9 protein-coding genes and 1 pseudogene are annotated in these 17,059 nt (G+C 50.2%); 8 read left to right on the top strand and 2 right to left on the bottom strand.

Going from position 1 to position 17,059, the window contains the following annotated elements; all coding sequences use genetic code 11:
• Window positions 1–5: 5 nt before the first annotated feature.
• Window positions 6–254 carry a hypothetical protein gene (locus QP752_RS09600; protein WP_284805369.1) on the bottom strand — a complete coding sequence of 83 codons (249 nt, stop codon included), beginning with the start codon at window positions 252–254 and terminating at the stop codon, window positions 6–8.
• Window positions 255–361: 107 nt separating this feature from the next.
• Between QP752_RS09600 and QP752_RS09595 the strand changes: the two genes are divergently transcribed.
• The 6 genes from QP752_RS09595 (at window position 362) to QP752_RS09570 (ending at window position 8,546) form a co-directional block, all read left to right on the top strand.
• Window positions 362–1,732, top strand: coding sequence for a glycosyltransferase family 4 protein (locus QP752_RS09595; protein WP_336621665.1), 1,371 nt, complete (start codon window positions 362–364; stop codon window positions 1,730–1,732).
• A gap of 9 nt (window positions 1,733–1,741) precedes the next feature.
• Window positions 1,742–3,268 carry a glycosyltransferase gene (locus QP752_RS09590; RefSeq protein ID WP_284805367.1) on the top strand — a complete coding sequence of 509 codons (1,527 nt, stop codon included), beginning with the start codon at window positions 1,742–1,744 and terminating at the stop codon, window positions 3,266–3,268.
• A gap of 93 nt (window positions 3,269–3,361) precedes the next feature.
• Entirely contained in the window at window positions 3,362–4,255 is an 894-nt protein-coding gene (locus QP752_RS09585; protein WP_070975303.1) for an ABC transporter permease, read from the top strand.
• Window positions 4,239–5,057: an ABC transporter ATP-binding protein gene (locus QP752_RS09580; RefSeq protein WP_256001323.1), complete on the top strand. Its 819-nt coding sequence runs from the start codon at window positions 4,239–4,241 to the stop codon at window positions 5,055–5,057. Before QP752_RS09585 ends, QP752_RS09580 begins: the two co-directional genes overlap by 17 nt.
• A 205-nt stretch (window positions 5,058–5,262) precedes the next feature.
• Complete coding sequence (gene tagD, locus QP752_RS09575) at window positions 5,263–5,658, top strand: glycerol-3-phosphate cytidylyltransferase (protein ID WP_256001322.1); 396 nt, start codon at window positions 5,263–5,265, stop codon at window positions 5,656–5,658.
• A gap of 377 nt (window positions 5,659–6,035) precedes the next feature.
• Entirely contained in the window at window positions 6,036–8,546 is a 2,511-nt protein-coding gene (locus tag QP752_RS09570) for a hypothetical protein (protein WP_284805366.1), read from the top strand.
• A gap of 587 nt (window positions 8,547–9,133) precedes the next feature.
• Here the strand turns inward: QP752_RS09570 and QP752_RS09565 are convergent.
• Window positions 9,134–9,400 (bottom strand): annotated as a pseudogene (locus QP752_RS09565) (transposase); the annotation flags it as partial.
• A 517-nt stretch (window positions 9,401–9,917) separates the two neighbouring features.
• Here QP752_RS09565 and QP752_RS09560 point away from each other — a divergent pair.
• On the top strand, window positions 9,918–11,684 hold the full coding sequence (locus QP752_RS09560) for a glycosyltransferase (RefSeq protein ID WP_284805365.1): 1,767 nt from the start codon (window positions 9,918–9,920) through the stop codon (window positions 11,682–11,684).
• Between the two features lie 573 nt (window positions 11,685–12,257).
• The gene (locus QP752_RS09555) at window positions 12,258–15,983 is read left to right on the top strand and encodes a CDP-glycerol glycerophosphotransferase family protein (RefSeq protein ID WP_284805364.1); all 3,726 of its coding nucleotides are present in this window, start codon (window positions 12,258–12,260) and stop codon (window positions 15,981–15,983) included.
• Window positions 15,984–17,059: the final 1,076 nt, after the last annotated feature.

Below are 17,059 nucleotides of genomic sequence, written 5' to 3'. Positions count from 1 at the left end.
CGGGGCTAGTCCTCGTCTGGTTCCAAGATTTGATCCTGGTGTCCCCGCCTGCCTCGTAGATCCTTGATCTCACGCATGCGGGGTTCCGGATCGATCTTGTTCGCGATGGCCTTGCGGGTGGAGGTCACCACTTGTTTAGCCACCGGCGAGTTCACTGCCTTCTGCGTGGCGTTGACAATCTGGTGATAGCGCTTGCGCCCGGCTTTCGTGCCGAACACGTACCCGGCGGCTGCTCCGACAACGAATTGAATCATGGGTGCCATAGTACAGAGGATTACGATCTTGCTTCAGTACTGCCACAATTAAGGTTTTAAGAAAGCTAACCGTTATCCTGGAAGCCAAGGCACACGCCGATATTGCGATGACTGTTGGTGCACTCTGTGAGAAGGGAATGAAGTTGGCTCGTATTTTGGTGCTATCGCATTATTGGGCGCCAGAAAATGGGGTCCCACAGCGGAGGTGGACGTGGCTCACTGAGATGCTGCACGAGCAGGGGCATTCCGTCAGTGTCATCGCGCCACCGCCGCATTACAATCGCGTGAATGATTGGGCGGAACGCGCCAAGGACGCAAGAGTGCGCACTCGGCGCCGCATTCGGGGGGTGAACAAAGTCGAGTGGGGTCCATCGGGGGAGCGGATCTTTCGGACGCAGTATTTAACTGGTGGCTCCGGGCTGACAGCGAAGGCTTTGAACCAAGGATTTGTTGCGCTCTCGACGCTGCTGAAAGTCGCTAAACAGCGCTATAAGGCGGAGGAGGCGACGCCTGATCTCGTCATCGGCACGGTTCCGGCGCTGCCTACTGCTTTTATTACTCCGCTCGCTGCGAAGCTGCTTGGGGTGCCGTACGTGATTGATTTGCGGGATGCCTGGCCGGATTTGTTGAAGTACTCGAATGACTGGAACTCTGGACTGGGTGAATCTTCGTGGCGGGAACGAATCTTTGGTAAGGGGCCAAAGCAGGTTGTGATCGCCATTGTTTCGCACTTGTTGAAGAAGTCGTTGCGCAACGCTGCCGGTGTGATTGTTACCGCCGATGATTTGGGGGAACAGCTTCAGACAAAGCTAGCTCGCAGAGGCGCAGGCGTTCCGGTGAACGTTTGTACCGTGCGAAATGTGTTTCCAGTAAAGAGTGCATATTCAATGGAACGTGCAACCCCTGTGCACCACGTGGGGAGTGAACGCCCGTATCTCAATGTGTTGTACGCCGGCACGTTAGGTCGAGCCCAGAAACTTGGCAATGCGATCGAGGCAGCAGAGATAGCCCACCGACAAGGTGTTGATGTGCACTTGAAGCTTATCGGTGCTGGAGTGACCAAAGAAGCTCTGCAAAACCAAGCACGGGAACTCGACGCGGATATCGAAATTCTGCCTAGGACCTCAGCAGATGCGCTCGAGCAGTACTACGCCTGGGCTGATACCGCTTTGGTACATCTTGCGGATTGGGCACCACTACAGCGCGCAGTGCCTTCGAAAACGTACGAGCTCATGGAAGCCGGGATTCATATCAGTGGGGCAGTGGAGGGCGAGCCTGCTCGTCTAATCGAACAACTGCACGCGGGACATACTGTGCCGGCCGAGGATCCACAGGCGCTGGCACAGCTCTGGGTACGGCTGGCACATAACCGGGAGCAATTGGAAGTCCCGAGTAATGCGGCTCAGTGGGTCGTTCACGAACGAGACGTTGCGAGTCCAGCCGCGTTACAGAAGTTTCTCGACGCCCTCTCGAACTAAGGCAGTACCGTGAAATCGTTGCTCAAAGTTGCGTATCTGCGCCAAGCCGTTTTTACTGCCGGATTTATCGCGCAGCAGTGCAGAACTGACGCTGATGCGTTTGCACGCAACGTAGCGCAGCGGCTCAAGTACGTTCAGATCGTGGGGCCGGTACTGCAGCGTCGTGTGCTTTCGGATAAAGACGCCGATCGACAGGACATCGCGAAGGCTGCTCGTCATGCTTTCGAATCTGGTAATTTTTCGGAAGCCATTGACTTGCTCGCAGGCAGTCGGCGTCACCGGCTGACACACCAACGTTATGAGTTTGAGCGGGCGAAACTGCATCAAGGCATTGAGTCGTCCTTGCCGCTGCGCGGTGCGGAACGCGTGTTTCACTACCTGACCAACTCGTTGCCACACACAAGCGCGGGATACTCGCTGCGAAGCCATGCAGTACTTCAATGCATGCAGTCCGTTGGACTTCAGGTAGCAGCTGCGACGCGGTATGGCTATCCAAATGTTGTCGGCAAGCTTGCTACAGATGAACGTGAGTGCGTTGATGGCATTGATTATTTTCGAATCCTGCCTTTGTGGCCATCGGGCTCCTTTTCAGAGCAGCAGGACCAAGTTGTAAAACAGCTGGTGCGTTACGCTGCGAAGTTCGGTGCTGAAGCACTACATACGACTACAGGGTTCGAAAATGCCTTGATCGTTAGCCGAGCAGCAAAACGGCTCGGCATCCCGTGGGTGTACGAGATGCGGGGCGCACCGGAACAAACATGGCTTTCAAAGCAACCAACGGACAAACGCGAGACTGCAAAGCAATCTGAGTACTATCAAGCGGCACACCGCCAGGAACTCGAGGCGGCTCGTCAGGCAGCTGCAGTGGTGGTGCTGAGCGAGATTACAAAACGGTCTCTGATTGAACGCGGAATTAGTGCTGAAAAGATTGTGGTTGCGCCGAACGGCGTGCCCGATGACGTGTTCCAGCGCCGCGATTCGAAGCTTGAACTACGCCGGGAGCTACGCCTTCCCGAGGGCAAGACGCTTGTGGGAGCCATCACCGCAGTTGTCGACTACGAAGGTCTGGAGTACTTCCTCGAGGCACTCACAAAGCTCGATGAGTCTTTCTTGGGTGTCGTAGTGGGAGATGGGGTAGCGCTGGAGGGGCTGAAGGAACAGGCTCAATCGCTAGGCATTGAACAGCGAGTACGTTTCGTCGGCCGACAGCCTGCGAGCAGCATCCACAAATGGTACGGGGCGCTCGACGTCTTCGTAGTGCCGCGCAAGGACACTGTCGTGTGTAGGAACGTGACTCCTATTAAGTCGGTGATGGCACAGGCACTCGACATCCCTGTTGTTGCTTCTGATCTGCCGGCGCTTCGCGAAGTGACCGGTGGTATAGAAACGTACGTGGAACCGGGAAATGCTTTGTCGTTGGCGGAGGGAATCTGCGTCGCGGCAAGCCTCGAGCATGACGAAAGGCGTACATTATGGGCGCGAACGAGGGCGTGGTCCGCTGTAGCGCAGGAATACGCCGCGCTATACAGGCAGTGAGCAAAATAGCGTTGCTACTGCGTGCTTACTAAGCTGTAACAGTTAGGCTTTGAATGACGGAGAGTTGTCGCACCGCCAGTGGAAGGATTGTTGATGAGTCGAGATGCAGACAGCCAGGAGCTGGAGTGCCAGGATTCGAGTACAATCGTAGTTGACACGTCGTCGCTAAAGAGAGTATCTGCACGGCCGCCTATCAGCCAGTACATCACCGAGATCTGGCAGCGCCGCTACTTCCTGCACGCAGATGCAACCGCGAAGGCGTTTCGCACGCCGCGTGACGTCTGGATGGGCAAAGTCTGGCTTGTCATTTCACCGTTGATTGACGCGATGATGTACGCCGTAATTTTCGGCTTCATTATCCGTACGAGTAACGGTATTCAGAACTTCCCCGGATACGTGGTGCTTGGGGTAACGGTATTTCAGATCTTTCAGAAGTACATCACCGACGGTAATGACTTGGTGAAGAAGCAGCAGAACTTGATCAAGTCGTTCATGTTCCCGCGTGCAGCGCTGGTGCTTTCGCAGAGCTTGCGTCTGTTCTATTCGACGATGCTACCTGTCGGGGTCGCGACGGTTTTCACGTTGTTAACACAACTCAATGAGCCGCTGCATTGGACGATTATCTTTCTCGTTCCGCTTTTCTTCCTGGCGCATATTTTCGGCACAGGCATCATGTTCATCGTTGCGCGCGTCACAGCCTTTTACCCAGACGCAGAGATCATTTTCCGCTTGGGGCAGCGTTTTTGGTTCTACTGCTCGGGCGTGTTCTTCTCCGTTGAACGCTTTGTCCACCAACCAGTGCTGAAAGAGGTTATGGAAAACAACCCGGGGTACCAGTTCCTTATGGCAGCCCGTAACTGCGTCATGTACGGTCAAGTACCAGCAATGGACCTCTGGGGACCGATCATCATTTGGTCTTTTGCTACCTTTGCGGTCGGATTCCTTTTCTTCTGGAGGGCGGAAGAGCGCTATGCCACAGTCAAATAGCAATGACAGCGAGATGGTTCCTTCGATCGTGCTTCGGAACATCACTATGGACTACCCGGTGAAGTCTGAGGAAAAGCGTTTCGGCTGGGACACAGTCCGTGCGCTCGATGACATCAACCTTGTGCTGTATGAAGGCCAGTCAGTTGGTTTCTTCGGACAAAATGGGTCGGGGAAGTCAACGATGATGCGGATCATTGCCGGTGCCGAGAGGCCGACAACTGGTGATGTGCTAGTAAAATCCCAGCCGACGCTGATGGGAGTGCATGCCGCGTTGCAGCCACGTCTTTCTGGTGCAAAAAACATCCGTATAGGTTGCCTCGCTATGGGAATGACGCCTGAAGAATCTAAGGCTGCGTTCCCCGGGATTGTTGAACTCGCCGATATCGGTGACGCCATTGATCGCCCAATGAACACATATTCTTCAGGGCAGGGAGCACGATTGGGATTCTCGATTGGGCTAGCAACGAATCCGGAAATCCTAATCGTGGATGAGACGCTTTCTACCGGTGACGCAGCATTTGCTCAGCGAGCGGAAGCCAAGATGAAATCGCTTATCAATAGTGCTGGCACTGTGTTGCTTGTCTCGCATTCGCCAAAACAATTGGAGACAATGTGTGACCGGGGAGTTTGGATTCATGAAGGTAGGATCATCGCGGATGGGGAAGTGGGTAAAATTGCGACAAATTACCGGCAGTGGGCAAACCTGAAAGGGGCCAATAAGCGAAAGGATGCTGAGAATTTAATAAAGCAAATAGAGACCGACTATCAATCTCCTAGTATCTGCCTTGAAACAAGCCGGTAGTTAGGACGTGGTTGCGGATTCGGCACTCACTTCTACATATAAGAAGATCGCGATGAGCAACTATCCCTTTCGGAGCGCCAGAGAAAACAACTTAGGAACTTAGGAGTGAAGCGGCTGCATTGTAACGAAGAACCTTCTGGCGTGATATCATGCGAGATGATTTAGTGATCGACTTAATCGTTGAAGGAAGAATGCTCGGATACCCATGCGGCGTGTTATAACCTACGGAACGTTTGATCTATTGCATTATGGCCACGTTGAGCTGCTGCACCGTGCGAAAGCACTTGGTGACTATTTGATAGTTGCGTTATCTACTGATGAGTTCAATAAACTTAAAGGTAAGCACTCGTACTTTTCCTACGAAAGGCGACGCCGAATGCTGGAAGCTATACGGTATGTTGACCTAGTTGTACCAGAACAAACATGGGGGCAAAAAGCTCGTGATGTAGAGAACCTTAAAGTTGACGTTTTCGTTATGGGAGATGACTGGTCAGGCAAATTTGATGCTGAGCTTGAGGGGAAGTGCGAGGTAATTTACCTGCCTCGTACTCCTGATATTTCAACTACTCAGATTAAGAGAGAATTGAACCGCGATGGATAAATTGAGGTAGTAGTTTGAAACCCCTGGCGCCGCGGTGCATGCCACTGCAGTAGCTAATTGCTAGTGGTTAAAAATTTGGTGTGCAGAGGGGCGATGCCCCTTCCGTACAAGCAAGCTATTTGCAACGTAAGAGTGGATGGGGATAATCGAAGGGGTGCTATCGACTAGTAAGTTAACTTAGTCGCTATAGTCCAACGTGCTGGGTTAGGCACTCTATTGAAGAGGACAGTACTGGGAATACTTGTGGAAGTAAAGATAATCGAAGTCTAGGCGTTCATTATGTGTCCGCGGTGCAAACGACCTTCACGAAGACTTAAGGTTTAAAACTGATGGTGGGGACCAGGTTTTAATTTAATAACTAATGAAAAAGGTAACTCATGAATCAAGGATCGAGCATAGATGCGACGGCTTTAGGCAACTTGAAGGGTGAAAGTGTGCCTAAAATCACTCTAGCTACTCCAAATTCAGTCAGTCTTCCTGAAGGAGCGATTAGGCGAGCCGCCGCCCGCCCTCAGCACCTCCAAGACCCTACTTATGCGGAAAAATACGACGATAGCACCCTCTTCTATGACATAGTTTTAGTGGGAGAAGACGTTGTGTTGTCAGGGCCACCGCTTTTAAATTTGGAAGAGCATGTACGATCAGCAACTGTTACTATTGACGGAGAGGTTGCAATCTTCGAAAAGACCGAAGCCCTCGAGCGGTCACAGATTACAATCTTTTCGCTTCCTTCGCCGCCCGAAAACTCCACAGTTAGTTTTACGCTTCGTATTGAATCTTTAGGGCTCTTCGTAGAATCAGAAATAGACATCTCGAGCTATGAGATTCTTAAAGATTCGAAAGTTCTCATGACGCTGCAAAAGAATGAAGAGCTGGCGTGGATACGAGATTGGGCCCAGTTCTATGTTAAAAATCACGGCGTTAATGCAGTTATAATTTACGACAACGGGTCCGATAGGTATTCCCCTCAAGATATTGCGAAAGCCGTTGCGAGTATTGATGGAATTGGACATGTCGTTGTTGTTGATTGGGGTTTTAAATACGGTCCGCAAGGTAGTCCTTGGGTAGGGCCGGGCGTGGCTTGGGATTCCGACTTCTGTCAGATAGGCGCTTTTCAAAACTGTCGATACAAATGGACAACGAAAGCGGTAGGTTGGATCAATTGTGATGTGGACGAATTGATAGTGCCGCTGAAGAAACGAACAATTTTTGACGAACTTGAACACTCCTCATCTGGAGTTGTCGGTGTTGGAGGGCGGTGGATATCAAACATTGCTGTGGACCTCCAAGAGGGCCAGTTGCCGAGATACTGGAACTTTCCATACTTTACTGCGCAAGAATGCAACGCTAAGTGGGTAATGGCCAGTGACCGCGTGAAACCGTCAGCCCATCCCACAGCTCATTACGTTCGCGGCGTCGGAGAATGCAAGAGCAGTGATTTCATGCTTGCGCATTTTAAGCCTTTGAATTCGGGGTGGAAGATTCCGACGCGTAGGGAAGTGTCGCGGGAAGTTAGACGCAGTCCGCTGACAAGGGACGAATCACATCTATTAAAAGCTGTCCGCTACGCGTTTGAGGACGTAGGTGTGCAAGAGGCATCGGACCTTGCATTGACACGCTCGCTATCGACGGTTGGAATCAAGTATGACGCTTCGGATGCGCCTATGGTTAGTTGGTTGTTTAACGCTTTAAGAACTTCTTCCGAACTCCACAACGTATGGCACAAATGCTGGTTGTGGCGCTCTAAGGTTTTTGTGCTTGAGTACCCAGGAGAATCAAGTGACATTGCATTTGATATCGTACAGCGGGAATCGACGCTGGTCATGAGCTACGGTGTCAGGAATAAAGCGGAAGCCGTCAGATTTAAGGAAAGTTTACAGTCTACATTTGGCGCTGAATTAGGCGCTCCAAAACCCTCCCAGTTAGGTTATGAAGTCTTAGAGCTAGGATGTAGCGAGAGATGGGATGACGCACTCGCGTTAGCCGAAAGAATTATCATGCAAGTCATGGAAATGGAGCCTTTGCAGGCTGGCGTTGTTTCATTACAGCGGAAGCTCAACAAGTGGCCACGTACTCGTTACCCCTTGAAGAATTTGCGGTCTGCGCCAGAGTATAAGGAGTTGGCTGACAAAATTAAAACACGATCCAATGGGGATTGGGTGCTCTACGTGCCAAACATGGGGAACTGGGAAGATGCTCTGATTCACAAGGGTACAGAGCAGTTCCTAAAGCACTTTGGTATTGACTTTAAGACGATTCAGTGGAAAGAGTTGCAACCTTACCTGAGAGAGTCGGAACGCCTAGGCTTAAGAGTGGGAGAAAAGGCTGTTTTAAATGGCGGTGGCGGGTCGTGGAGAGCCTCCACGTCAGGGAACAGGTCCAGAGCTCAAGCGATGGCTGGGGTGTTTGGCAACATAATCGAACTCCCTCATAGCTACGCTACTTCGATGATCGACCAGTCAGGGTGTGAAATCGATTATTTTGCCCGCGATAGGAGCGGCAGCCTAGAACACGTACCGTCAGCGTCATTTTGTCACGATATGGCGTTCTTTTTGCAACTGCCAAGCCTAACTAGGGTTGACGGAGCTTTGGGCGAGGGCTTCTTTTTCAGGGGAGATAAAGAGCGAAGCTCAGCTTTGGGTGACTTGTACAGAGATACATTGGATCTCTCAAAATTTGGTAATCATATGGATTCCATTACACCATTTTTCGAGATTTTAAGCCGGTATTCATGTATCTATACAGACCGCATGCACATTGCAATTGCTGGTGCGATGATGGGAAAGGATGTACGGTTTTATATCGGGAATCATGGAGAATCTTTAGGAGTTTACGAAGCGACGTTGAAGACACATTACCCCAACGTCAAAATTATCGATTTAATCTGATGTGCAGAGTGACGCATCGCTTTATGTTTTGGTCGACACGACATCTCAGCAAGCAACCCTGAGGCGCATAATGGCCTACCGGATACTGTGCCTGTTAAGCGCGCCACAAGCTTGCTTGCTGCTTACTGCGACTGATGGATTAGTAAAGGCGTTGTGTGGACAATGCGACAACGAAGTGGGCTTCTGGCAACACTCCGCAACCTTCCCAAGCCCTACTGCCGGTATCCACACCAGCCGAGCGCTGGCATAGACAGGAAGGAGTGCGCCCAAGGAGGGTTGAGGCTACCACGCTTTAAGGGAAATCCAAGTAGTACGGATGATGTGTCCGTAAAAGAGGATGCTCGTTGTGAGTCAACAACGTAGACAATTCACGCCGGAGTAGCGATGTGAAGCAGCCAACCTCGTCATCGAGTCGGGCCGACCGATCTTACATGGGGCTAAAGAAATCGGCGTCGGCGCAAGCCTGTTAGGTAAGTGGGTCAAAAGTGAGCAGGAGGGTCGCGGCGCTCAGAGGGTGGCTAAGAAAGAAACAGCTGCCTGACCACCAGATAGTTACATTGCGCGTCCACGATTCGCGGGCAACCCCAGTTTGCTCGATCCAGTTCACGGTTCTCTCGCTGCAAACGTTTAAGTTCTTCTTCCATTGTTTCGCCATCCGGCCCTATGCGGCCATCTTGGGTGGAGGCGCTGTCGCGGTACCACGCCCGCAATGTGTGGCGAGATACACCGAGGAGCTCGCCGACCTGCTCGTAGGCCCGCTGCATTGAGTAGGACTCCAAACGGACCACTACGATGATCTGATAGACCGCCTTCACTTTAAACTCGACGGAATACTTCTGGGCATAGTGCCAAATCCTTCCTTACCTAAGGCAGCGACTCAACCCAGGGTGCTTTAGCGCGGCGCGAACAGATAGGAGGATTACATGCCGACGCTTGCGTGTGCTGCGGGGCCAGTTGTAGTACACCCATTCCGTTCGTTGTGGGGGTCGTATCAGCGGGGGATACTGTATGCGGCATCGACGTGAATCTCCTTGTGGCTTCTGGTTGCACTCAGCATGCCAGCAAGGGCAGGTATTCACCTGCTCAAGGAGATCGGACTATCATAAGTTACCAATAACAATAACCGAGTCGCGAGGCTGACCATTCCGGCTCGGTGAACATTACAAACCAAACGGACCAAATTGACTTATGAATTCACTAAAGGCTATCGGACGGAAGGTATATACGGCGCTAACCCAGCTGAAGCGAGGTAATGTCAATTATGTAGTCGCCAGAGCAGTCACACATCTTAATAAGTATTTCCACCACCCGTGGTTAACATTACCTTTTAACCTCCACCCACGCTCGCGCGTACAGCAAAATTTCGACCCCATGGCTGCACCTGCCTACATGTTTAATACTTCAAAACTAAGTTTTCCAAGAATTCGGGCGGCGGTAATCCTGGACGATTTCTCGCTACACTGCTGGCAACAAGAGTTTAATACTATTGTAATAACCGTCGATAATTGGAGACATCAGCTAGAACAAACGAATGTTGATTTTCTGTTCGTAGAGTCAGCCCATTCTGGAAACCACGGAGAATGGCGTGGAAAAATTAAAAGTACCGGATCACCAGACGCCGAGCTTGCGAGTGTCGTAGACTGGTGTAAGAACCGAGGTATCCCCACGGTCTTCTGGAACAAAGAAGATCCCGTCCATTTCGACGAGTTTCTCCAGACAGCCCTACTGTTCGATGTCATCTTCACCACCGACGCGAACATGATTCCGAAATATGAATCTTTCGTCAACAATGCCACCGTTGCGGTTATGCCCTTTGCAGCTCAACCTAAAATCCACAACCCCGCTAACAATTCTCCGACAATGCCAGGGATCCGAGACCCTCGCATTCGTCGGGGTGATATCGCTTTTGCAGGGACCTATTTCACAGAAAAATACGCTGAACGACGTCGGCAACTTGACGTCTTACTAAAAGGTGCCATAAAGGTAGCGCAGGACAATCGAGCTTCATTAACGATATTTTCCAGGCAAAATGAGCTGGATAAACGCTATAGATTTCCGTCTCACTTCAGAAGTTATGTCGTAGGTTCCCTAAGTCCTGACAGAATGCTTAGTGCCAATAAGGAACATAAAGTTTTTTTAAATGTAAATTCCGTGACCGATAGCGCAACAATGTGTGCGAGGAAACTGTTCGAGCTTCCCGCCTGCGGTGCAGCTGTCGTGTCTGCGTATTCCCCTGCAGTTTCAAACTTTTTTGCGGAAGATGAAATTTCTATAGCACGATCGGCTGAGGATGCGGCTGCGAAAATAAAGACTCTAGTTAATTCTCCAGAAGTTCGAGACCGGATGGTTCACAAGGCACAACGCACAATTTGGAATCGGCACTGCTACCACCACCGAGCGCAATTGCTCTTTGACGCTATAAAACTCCAAGACGATTCGGCAACTTTTTCACCTACAATTTCAGTGATCTGCTCCTCAAATCGGCCAAACAACATTGAGCATCTACTTTCGCAGTACTCGCGTCAGATCAACGTTGACCGTGAACTCGTCTTAATCACGCATGGCTACGAACTTGATGATTCAGAACGCGAGCGACTGTTCGAAGCGTATGGGATTTCTGCAAAGGAGGTAATCATAGATTCATCTCCGAAGGATGAGACATTGGGTGCATGCCTCAACAAAGCAGTTAGCTACGCACGCGGCCAATACATTGCTAAATTCGATGATGATGATATCTACTTGCCTCATTATTTAGAAGACATGAGGAACACAGCAGCATTCAGCGGTGCAGATCTTATCGGAAAGCAAGCCTGTTATGCCTACATACAACAGTATGATGCTTTGGTTCTCCGCAACCCAGAATGTGAGCATCTCTGGGGCAACTTTGTAGCCGGTCCTACTCTATTTGGGCCAATAGCTACCTTTAAGCAGACGCCATTCCAACCAAGAAATACAGGTGAAGACACAGCATTCATCAACACGGTAAAGAGGCGAGGTGGCAGTATATACTGCAGTGACCGATTTAATTTTATCCAGGTCAGAAGCTCAGGCCATACGTGGCGAATTTCAGATGAAGATTTCATTGCACAAGGGCAAGTGCGTACATTTGGATTACACGAAAAACATGTAATTGCATAGTTACTGGCTAACAGTTCGACTAGGCGAAACCTGTTGTACGCGATCAACATCCGCGTATCTATTTGCAGTTCTCTTCAGAGCTTGGTGGAGTGGATTCCGCAGTCCTCAGTATACGGGCTCGTGTCCCTTCACTCCGACTAATCGGGACTCTGTTGTCATTATTACGCAGACAACCATGCGTAGGCACTACATATCCAGCCGGATGCTAAGCAGATTGAGCGGTTAACAGGGGTGGTAAGTTTCCCAGGACGCTTCGGCGACCATGATTCTGAGCGGGCGGACATCCATTTGACACTGGTCGTTAGGGATGGAAAGTGACTGGCGTGTCAGTGATGGTCTGTGTTTTGCTGTTGACCGTCTGATAGGTCGTTTTGATGAAAGGACTGGGAATAATCAGGAGCCCGACAGTTCAAATGAGGACGAAAGTGCTAAGGTAATGAAAGACGAAAGCATCCGAATCGGATATTGAGAACGCAAAAGAGGCTTGACGTCTTGCTTAATGTTGCCTATTAGCGTGTTCGCTTAACGTTTTGGTATGCAGTGGCAAAACTGTTGAATATTTGAGGACCTTGTATGAAACATAGTACCAAAGTCGCACAAATCGCTCGTTCCGCAGGACTGGATCGCGTGGTAGACAATCCGCGCCTTCGTCAGATATTGGGGGCGGAGCTCTATGCCAAGCATCGTTCCGGCGCACCGTCTGCTGGTGGTACCGGTGAGAAGAAGCCAGCGATTGCCGAAAAGCGTTCAACAAAGAGCCCGCTGAGAACGGGACCATTGGTATCTGTCATTATTCCGGTCTATAACGTTCAGGAATATTTGGAAGAAGCGGTTTTGAGCGTCTTGAACCAGGACTATTCGAACGTTGAAGTGATTCTGGTGAATGACGGATCGGATGATGACTCGCCGATGATCTGTGAGCAGCTCAAAGATATGGATGACCGAATAACGGTTATTCATAAAGAGAATGCGGGTTTGGGAGCCGCCAGAAATACTGGTATCGAGAGGGCAAACGGCAAGTATCTCACATTTGTTGATTCAGATGACATCGTTACTCCAAGCGGCATCTCTATGATGGTTAAGTCATTGGAGAGATCGGGTTCGTTTTTTGTAGCAGGTTCGATTGAACGGTTTAACTCGACTCGCTCATGGACACCAGCATGGGTGGAAGAAGTTCATTTCAAAGACCAGCAGGGCGTTACAGCATCGGAACTTCCTCCAGCTCTGTATGACGTATTCGCCTGTAACAAGTTGTTTAGGGCTGATCAGTGGGACGAACTTGTAGGCAAGTTTCCTGAAGGGGTCCTATACGAGGACCAAGAGGCGACAGCGAAGCTTTACGCTGGTGGTATCAAGTTCGATCTCTTGGCCGAGGTCGTCTATAGGTGGCGACAGCGGGATGACAATAGCTCTATTACCCAAAATAAAGCGAATCTCTACGACCTTGAGCAGAGGGTGCATGTCGCAAAGTCGGTGGAAAAAATAGTTGAGGTGAGCCCGGATGAATCGCTTAAGAACTACTGGTTCACAAAGCTCCTTTCAGAGGACTTGTATTATTACTACCGAGAAGAGCCACGTACCGATTCGCAATTTGGTCGCTCTCTTCAAGCCGCCGTGCAATACTTTTACCCAAAGGCAGACCTCGGTGCGGTCCAGGCAATGCCTTACGACCGTCGTTTGATGGCGCTAGCACTGGCAAAGGGGACCATTGATGACTTTCGTGCAGTGCTACTTCATTTTCAAGAATTTGGACCCTACTGGGAAGATGAAATCGACGAAAATGGCAATGTAGTTGCTTACTCCAAGATTGAGGACGGCTTATCGTTTGAATTAACCAACGAGGAACGGATCATCAGTCCGTCGCTGTTGAAACTAGATTTTCGGGTCTTCGACCAGAAAATGAATGAAGATGGAACGGTATCGCTGGACGTTTGGTGTGCACTGAATTGTCTGCCGACAGTCTGGGGTGCCTCCCTGGTGTTGGAACCGTACCTTGCATCGAGCGACGGGGACGAATTGATTTCACTTGACCCAGAGCAGATTACTCGCGAAGAGTTAATTCCTTTTCTCCCAAATTGGTTTGTGGACCAGTCCGCGTCAGTAATCCGCATCAATCTCGATCCGGACTATTTAAAGTCAAAAATTGGACATCAGGTCGGACAGGAGATGATGCTGAAATGTCGTGTTAATACTGACGCCTTTTATGTGGAAAGTGAGAGAACGAAGTTTTCGCGATGGATGGGGTTGACCGCCCTGCAACCAGGTGAGCTCACTGGGAGTGGAGACCGAGTGGTCTTTGGTTCGAACTCGAACGGAATCAGCGTCAAAGTCGAGGAAGCCCGATTTATGGTCGCTGACGCAAAATTCGTTGATGGGCGGTTGAAGCTGGAGATTGACAATCTGAAGCAAGACGATAAGCATTGGAGACGATCCATTGAGGAATATGGCCTTCGCATTGAAGCGTCTCGGGGTGGGACTGTCTTAACCCAGGCTGAACTGGACATGGAAGGCGAAAAATGGGTTACAAACCTTCCACTTCCGTGGAAAGGGGGAGACAAAGCTAAAAACATCACCGCTTTCGACCTCAAAATAGTCAGCCACGACATGTATGTATCCCACCTGTCGCTGCCTAACCGTCTAAAGAATCAATACGCTAAGCCATTCTTCGGATTGACCGCGTCGCTCTGGGGATATGCTTCACTCGAAAAATACTCGCAGTTCGGCATTGTGGAGGGGTATTCGTTTGATGAAGGAAGAAACTCCCTGACTGTTGAGGGGAGGGCATTTTTCGATTTGGGGTTAGTCCGGCAGTCATCGCCGTCTTTCGCCTTGGTAAATTCTGCTGCAGGTAACATCTACCCGAGCAATTTCACGTTTAACGGCGAGACTGGCGCGTTCACTGTAAGTTTTCGGCTCGACCGCACGGATGCACGTGGGGCCCGCGTAGCCGTCCCGTCTGGATCGTATGTTTTCCAAATCCTCCAACCGACTGGCAAGAAATTGCCTGCGAGTGTTTGGCCCCGAATTGTTAAGGAAGAAATCCTTCGAGAGGTAACCATTTATGGCGAATTAAGTCGCGTCATCGTATCTCCTACGCCTTCTGCGCATGGCATGAACGTGCGTATCGCACCACTGTTACTTCCTGATAGTCAAGGCAGGATCAAGCAATATCGCTTGCAAAGTAAGTACATGACTGAGGGGAGCCGAAACCTTGTTGAGGCTGTCTTATTCGAGAGCTTTGGAGGGTCGGCCGTCACAGACTCGTGCTTAGCTTTAGACCGTGAGATAGGACGAAATCGCCCTGATCTCGTTCGATACTGGACGGTAAAGGATCAATCCATTGCGGTGCCAAAGGGAGCAGTTCCTTTGGTCCAATATAGCAGTAAGTGGTGGGAAATACTTTCGACTGCAAAGTACCTGGTAAATAATAATAATTTCCCTTCTGCATTCCGTAAGGCTTCGAACCAGGTTTATCTGCAAACCTGGCATGGTACGCCGCTGAAACGCATCGGAAATGACGTGCCGTCACAAAACCTTAGTCTTGTGTATAGGCAGTTAATGGTACGAGAGGCGGCGTATTGGGACTATTTCCTGGCTCAATCCCCTTGGGCCGGGCGTACGATGAGTAAGGCGTTCGGTTACGAGGGTGACGTGATTGATATCGGATATCCTCGGAATTCCTCGTTGTTCGGCAAGGTTGCCAAAGAATCTCGACAGATTACTCGTGAGTTTTTTGAGATAGAGGAAAACCAAACTGTCATCTTATATGCTCCGACATGGCGAGATAACAAAAAAACCTCGTCTGGCCATTACGAAAAGGTGTCATATTTGGATTTTGGTGCATTACAAAAAAGGTTTGGCTCCGACGTGGTCGTCTTGGCGAGAGGCCACGTCAACACGAGCAAATCCAATAAGGTGTTGGCTGGCTCTAATGTTATTGACGTGACGAAGTATCCGGATCTCAATGACTTGATTAACGCATCAGACTTGATGGTCGGCGATTACTCGTCTGTTATGTTCGATTATGTCAACACTGGTAAACCTATATTGTTCCTGGTTCCCGACTTGGAACAATACAGCAGCAAAACGCGAGGTTTTTATTTTAATTTTGTAGACTCAGCTCCTGGACCGTTATGTGAATCCACGTCTCAACTCATCGATGCTTTAAGCAATCTCGACGATGTGAAGGCTCGATACGCAACTGCATATCACAGTTATAGAGCAAAGTTTGCGCCAAATGACTCTGAGAGCACAGCTAAAGAGGTGTACGACTTGGTTTTTAATGCAGACCGGAATTAAAACCCAAGTGAAAGTAAATATAAGCGGAGCCTCGAGGTGGTGGGCGGCAGGCATAAGCCGTCCACCACTCGTATTCCCCCGTAATCGGGGAGGCGCGTAGCGGCTTTTGCGGCGGCCGCGTGAGGCGATGAATCCACGATCTGCTTGTTGAAGGACGTAGCAGATGGTATCGATACTATACCGATCTTTGCACGTCGATATTGGAGACTATTTGGTCTTAAGAGTGGTGGAGTTTTGCTGCGAAAAGCCGAAGTGGTCTTGAGTATCTCGTTTGCTCGTTGCGGTCCGTGGTCTTCGGTGTACAGAAGCTTGAGCTCTTATTTTTATGTTTCGGCATCTAGTCACGCTGTGGCCTCGCTCCCATACTTTGGCGCTGTCGTGACACGAGTAGGAACTCGCCGATCTTCTCGTAGCGCCGTTGCAGTGGGCAAGATTCCAACCGGACCGTCTCTATGCCCCGATGGACCAGTTTCTCTTTTTCCTTAAACTTGCAGGGGTTCTTTCTGGGTATATAATCTAAGCTTTGTTAGGCCCATGGACTTAGCAACACTGTGGTGAGTATCGAGTAACACTTAGACGTCAACTATGAGCTGCTACTTCGTATTGGCTTCGAGGCGCATGTTCGAGCCTTCCAGCGTGACGATCCCAGCCCCACGACAAGCCGATTCAGTACCGACTCAGCGACGACAGCATACGGGATGGACTCGTATCACTCATAGGGCGTGAATTGGGAGGTGACAATCGTTGATCTCCGGTGTTCACGCTCAGCAAGAATATTGAGCAGTTGGTGTGCTGTGGCAGTATCAATCGGCGTCGTTGAGAAGTCGTCAAACGAGTGCATCTGCTAGGTGCAAGTCTTCAAAGAAACTCCACGCGTGCTGTGCTATCCGACAATCATGGCGTGGAACCATCAGTTGGTTGGCCAGGGTGTCTGTTCGACAAGAAACGGGCAGAGTATGTTTAGAAGACTGAAATGGTAGCGGCGTAGTGAGTATCCGGTGTTATGTGTCACTACCTTTTGCACGCTTAAAGTCATGACAGTGTGCACGCTTAAGGTCATGACATTGTTTACACCT

The organism is Corynebacterium sp. UMB10321 (assembly GCF_030228725.1).
Taxonomy (GTDB): domain Bacteria; phylum Actinomycetota; class Actinomycetes; order Mycobacteriales; family Mycobacteriaceae; genus Corynebacterium; species Corynebacterium pseudogenitalium.
Note: the sequence above shows the minus strand (reverse complement) of the source record. Positions and strands in the feature narration are given on the sequence as shown.

Bases quoted from the DNA above. Each gene is read 5' to 3' on its own strand.
- QP752_RS09600 (WP_284805369.1), bottom strand. From the start codon at position 254: ATGATTCAATTCGTTGTCGGAGCAGCCGCCGGGTACGTGTTCGGCACG.
- QP752_RS09595 (WP_336621665.1), top strand. From the start codon at position 362: ATGACTGTTGGTGCACTCTGTGAGAAGGGAATGAAGTTGGCTCGTATT.
- QP752_RS09585 (WP_070975303.1), top strand. From the start codon at position 3,362: ATGAGTCGAGATGCAGACAGCCAGGAGCTGGAGTGCCAGGATTCGAGT.
- QP752_RS09580 (WP_256001323.1), top strand. From the start codon at position 4,239: ATGCCACAGTCAAATAGCAATGACAGCGAGATGGTTCCTTCGATCGTG.
- tagD (WP_256001322.1), top strand. From the start codon at position 5,263: ATGCGGCGTGTTATAACCTACGGAACGTTTGATCTATTGCATTATGGC.
- QP752_RS09570 (WP_284805366.1), top strand. From the start codon at position 6,036: ATGAATCAAGGATCGAGCATAGATGCGACGGCTTTAGGCAACTTGAAG.
- QP752_RS09560 (WP_284805365.1), top strand. From the start codon at position 9,918: ATGGCTGCACCTGCCTACATGTTTAATACTTCAAAACTAAGTTTTCCA.
- QP752_RS09555 (WP_284805364.1), top strand. From the start codon at position 12,258: ATGAAACATAGTACCAAAGTCGCACAAATCGCTCGTTCCGCAGGACTG.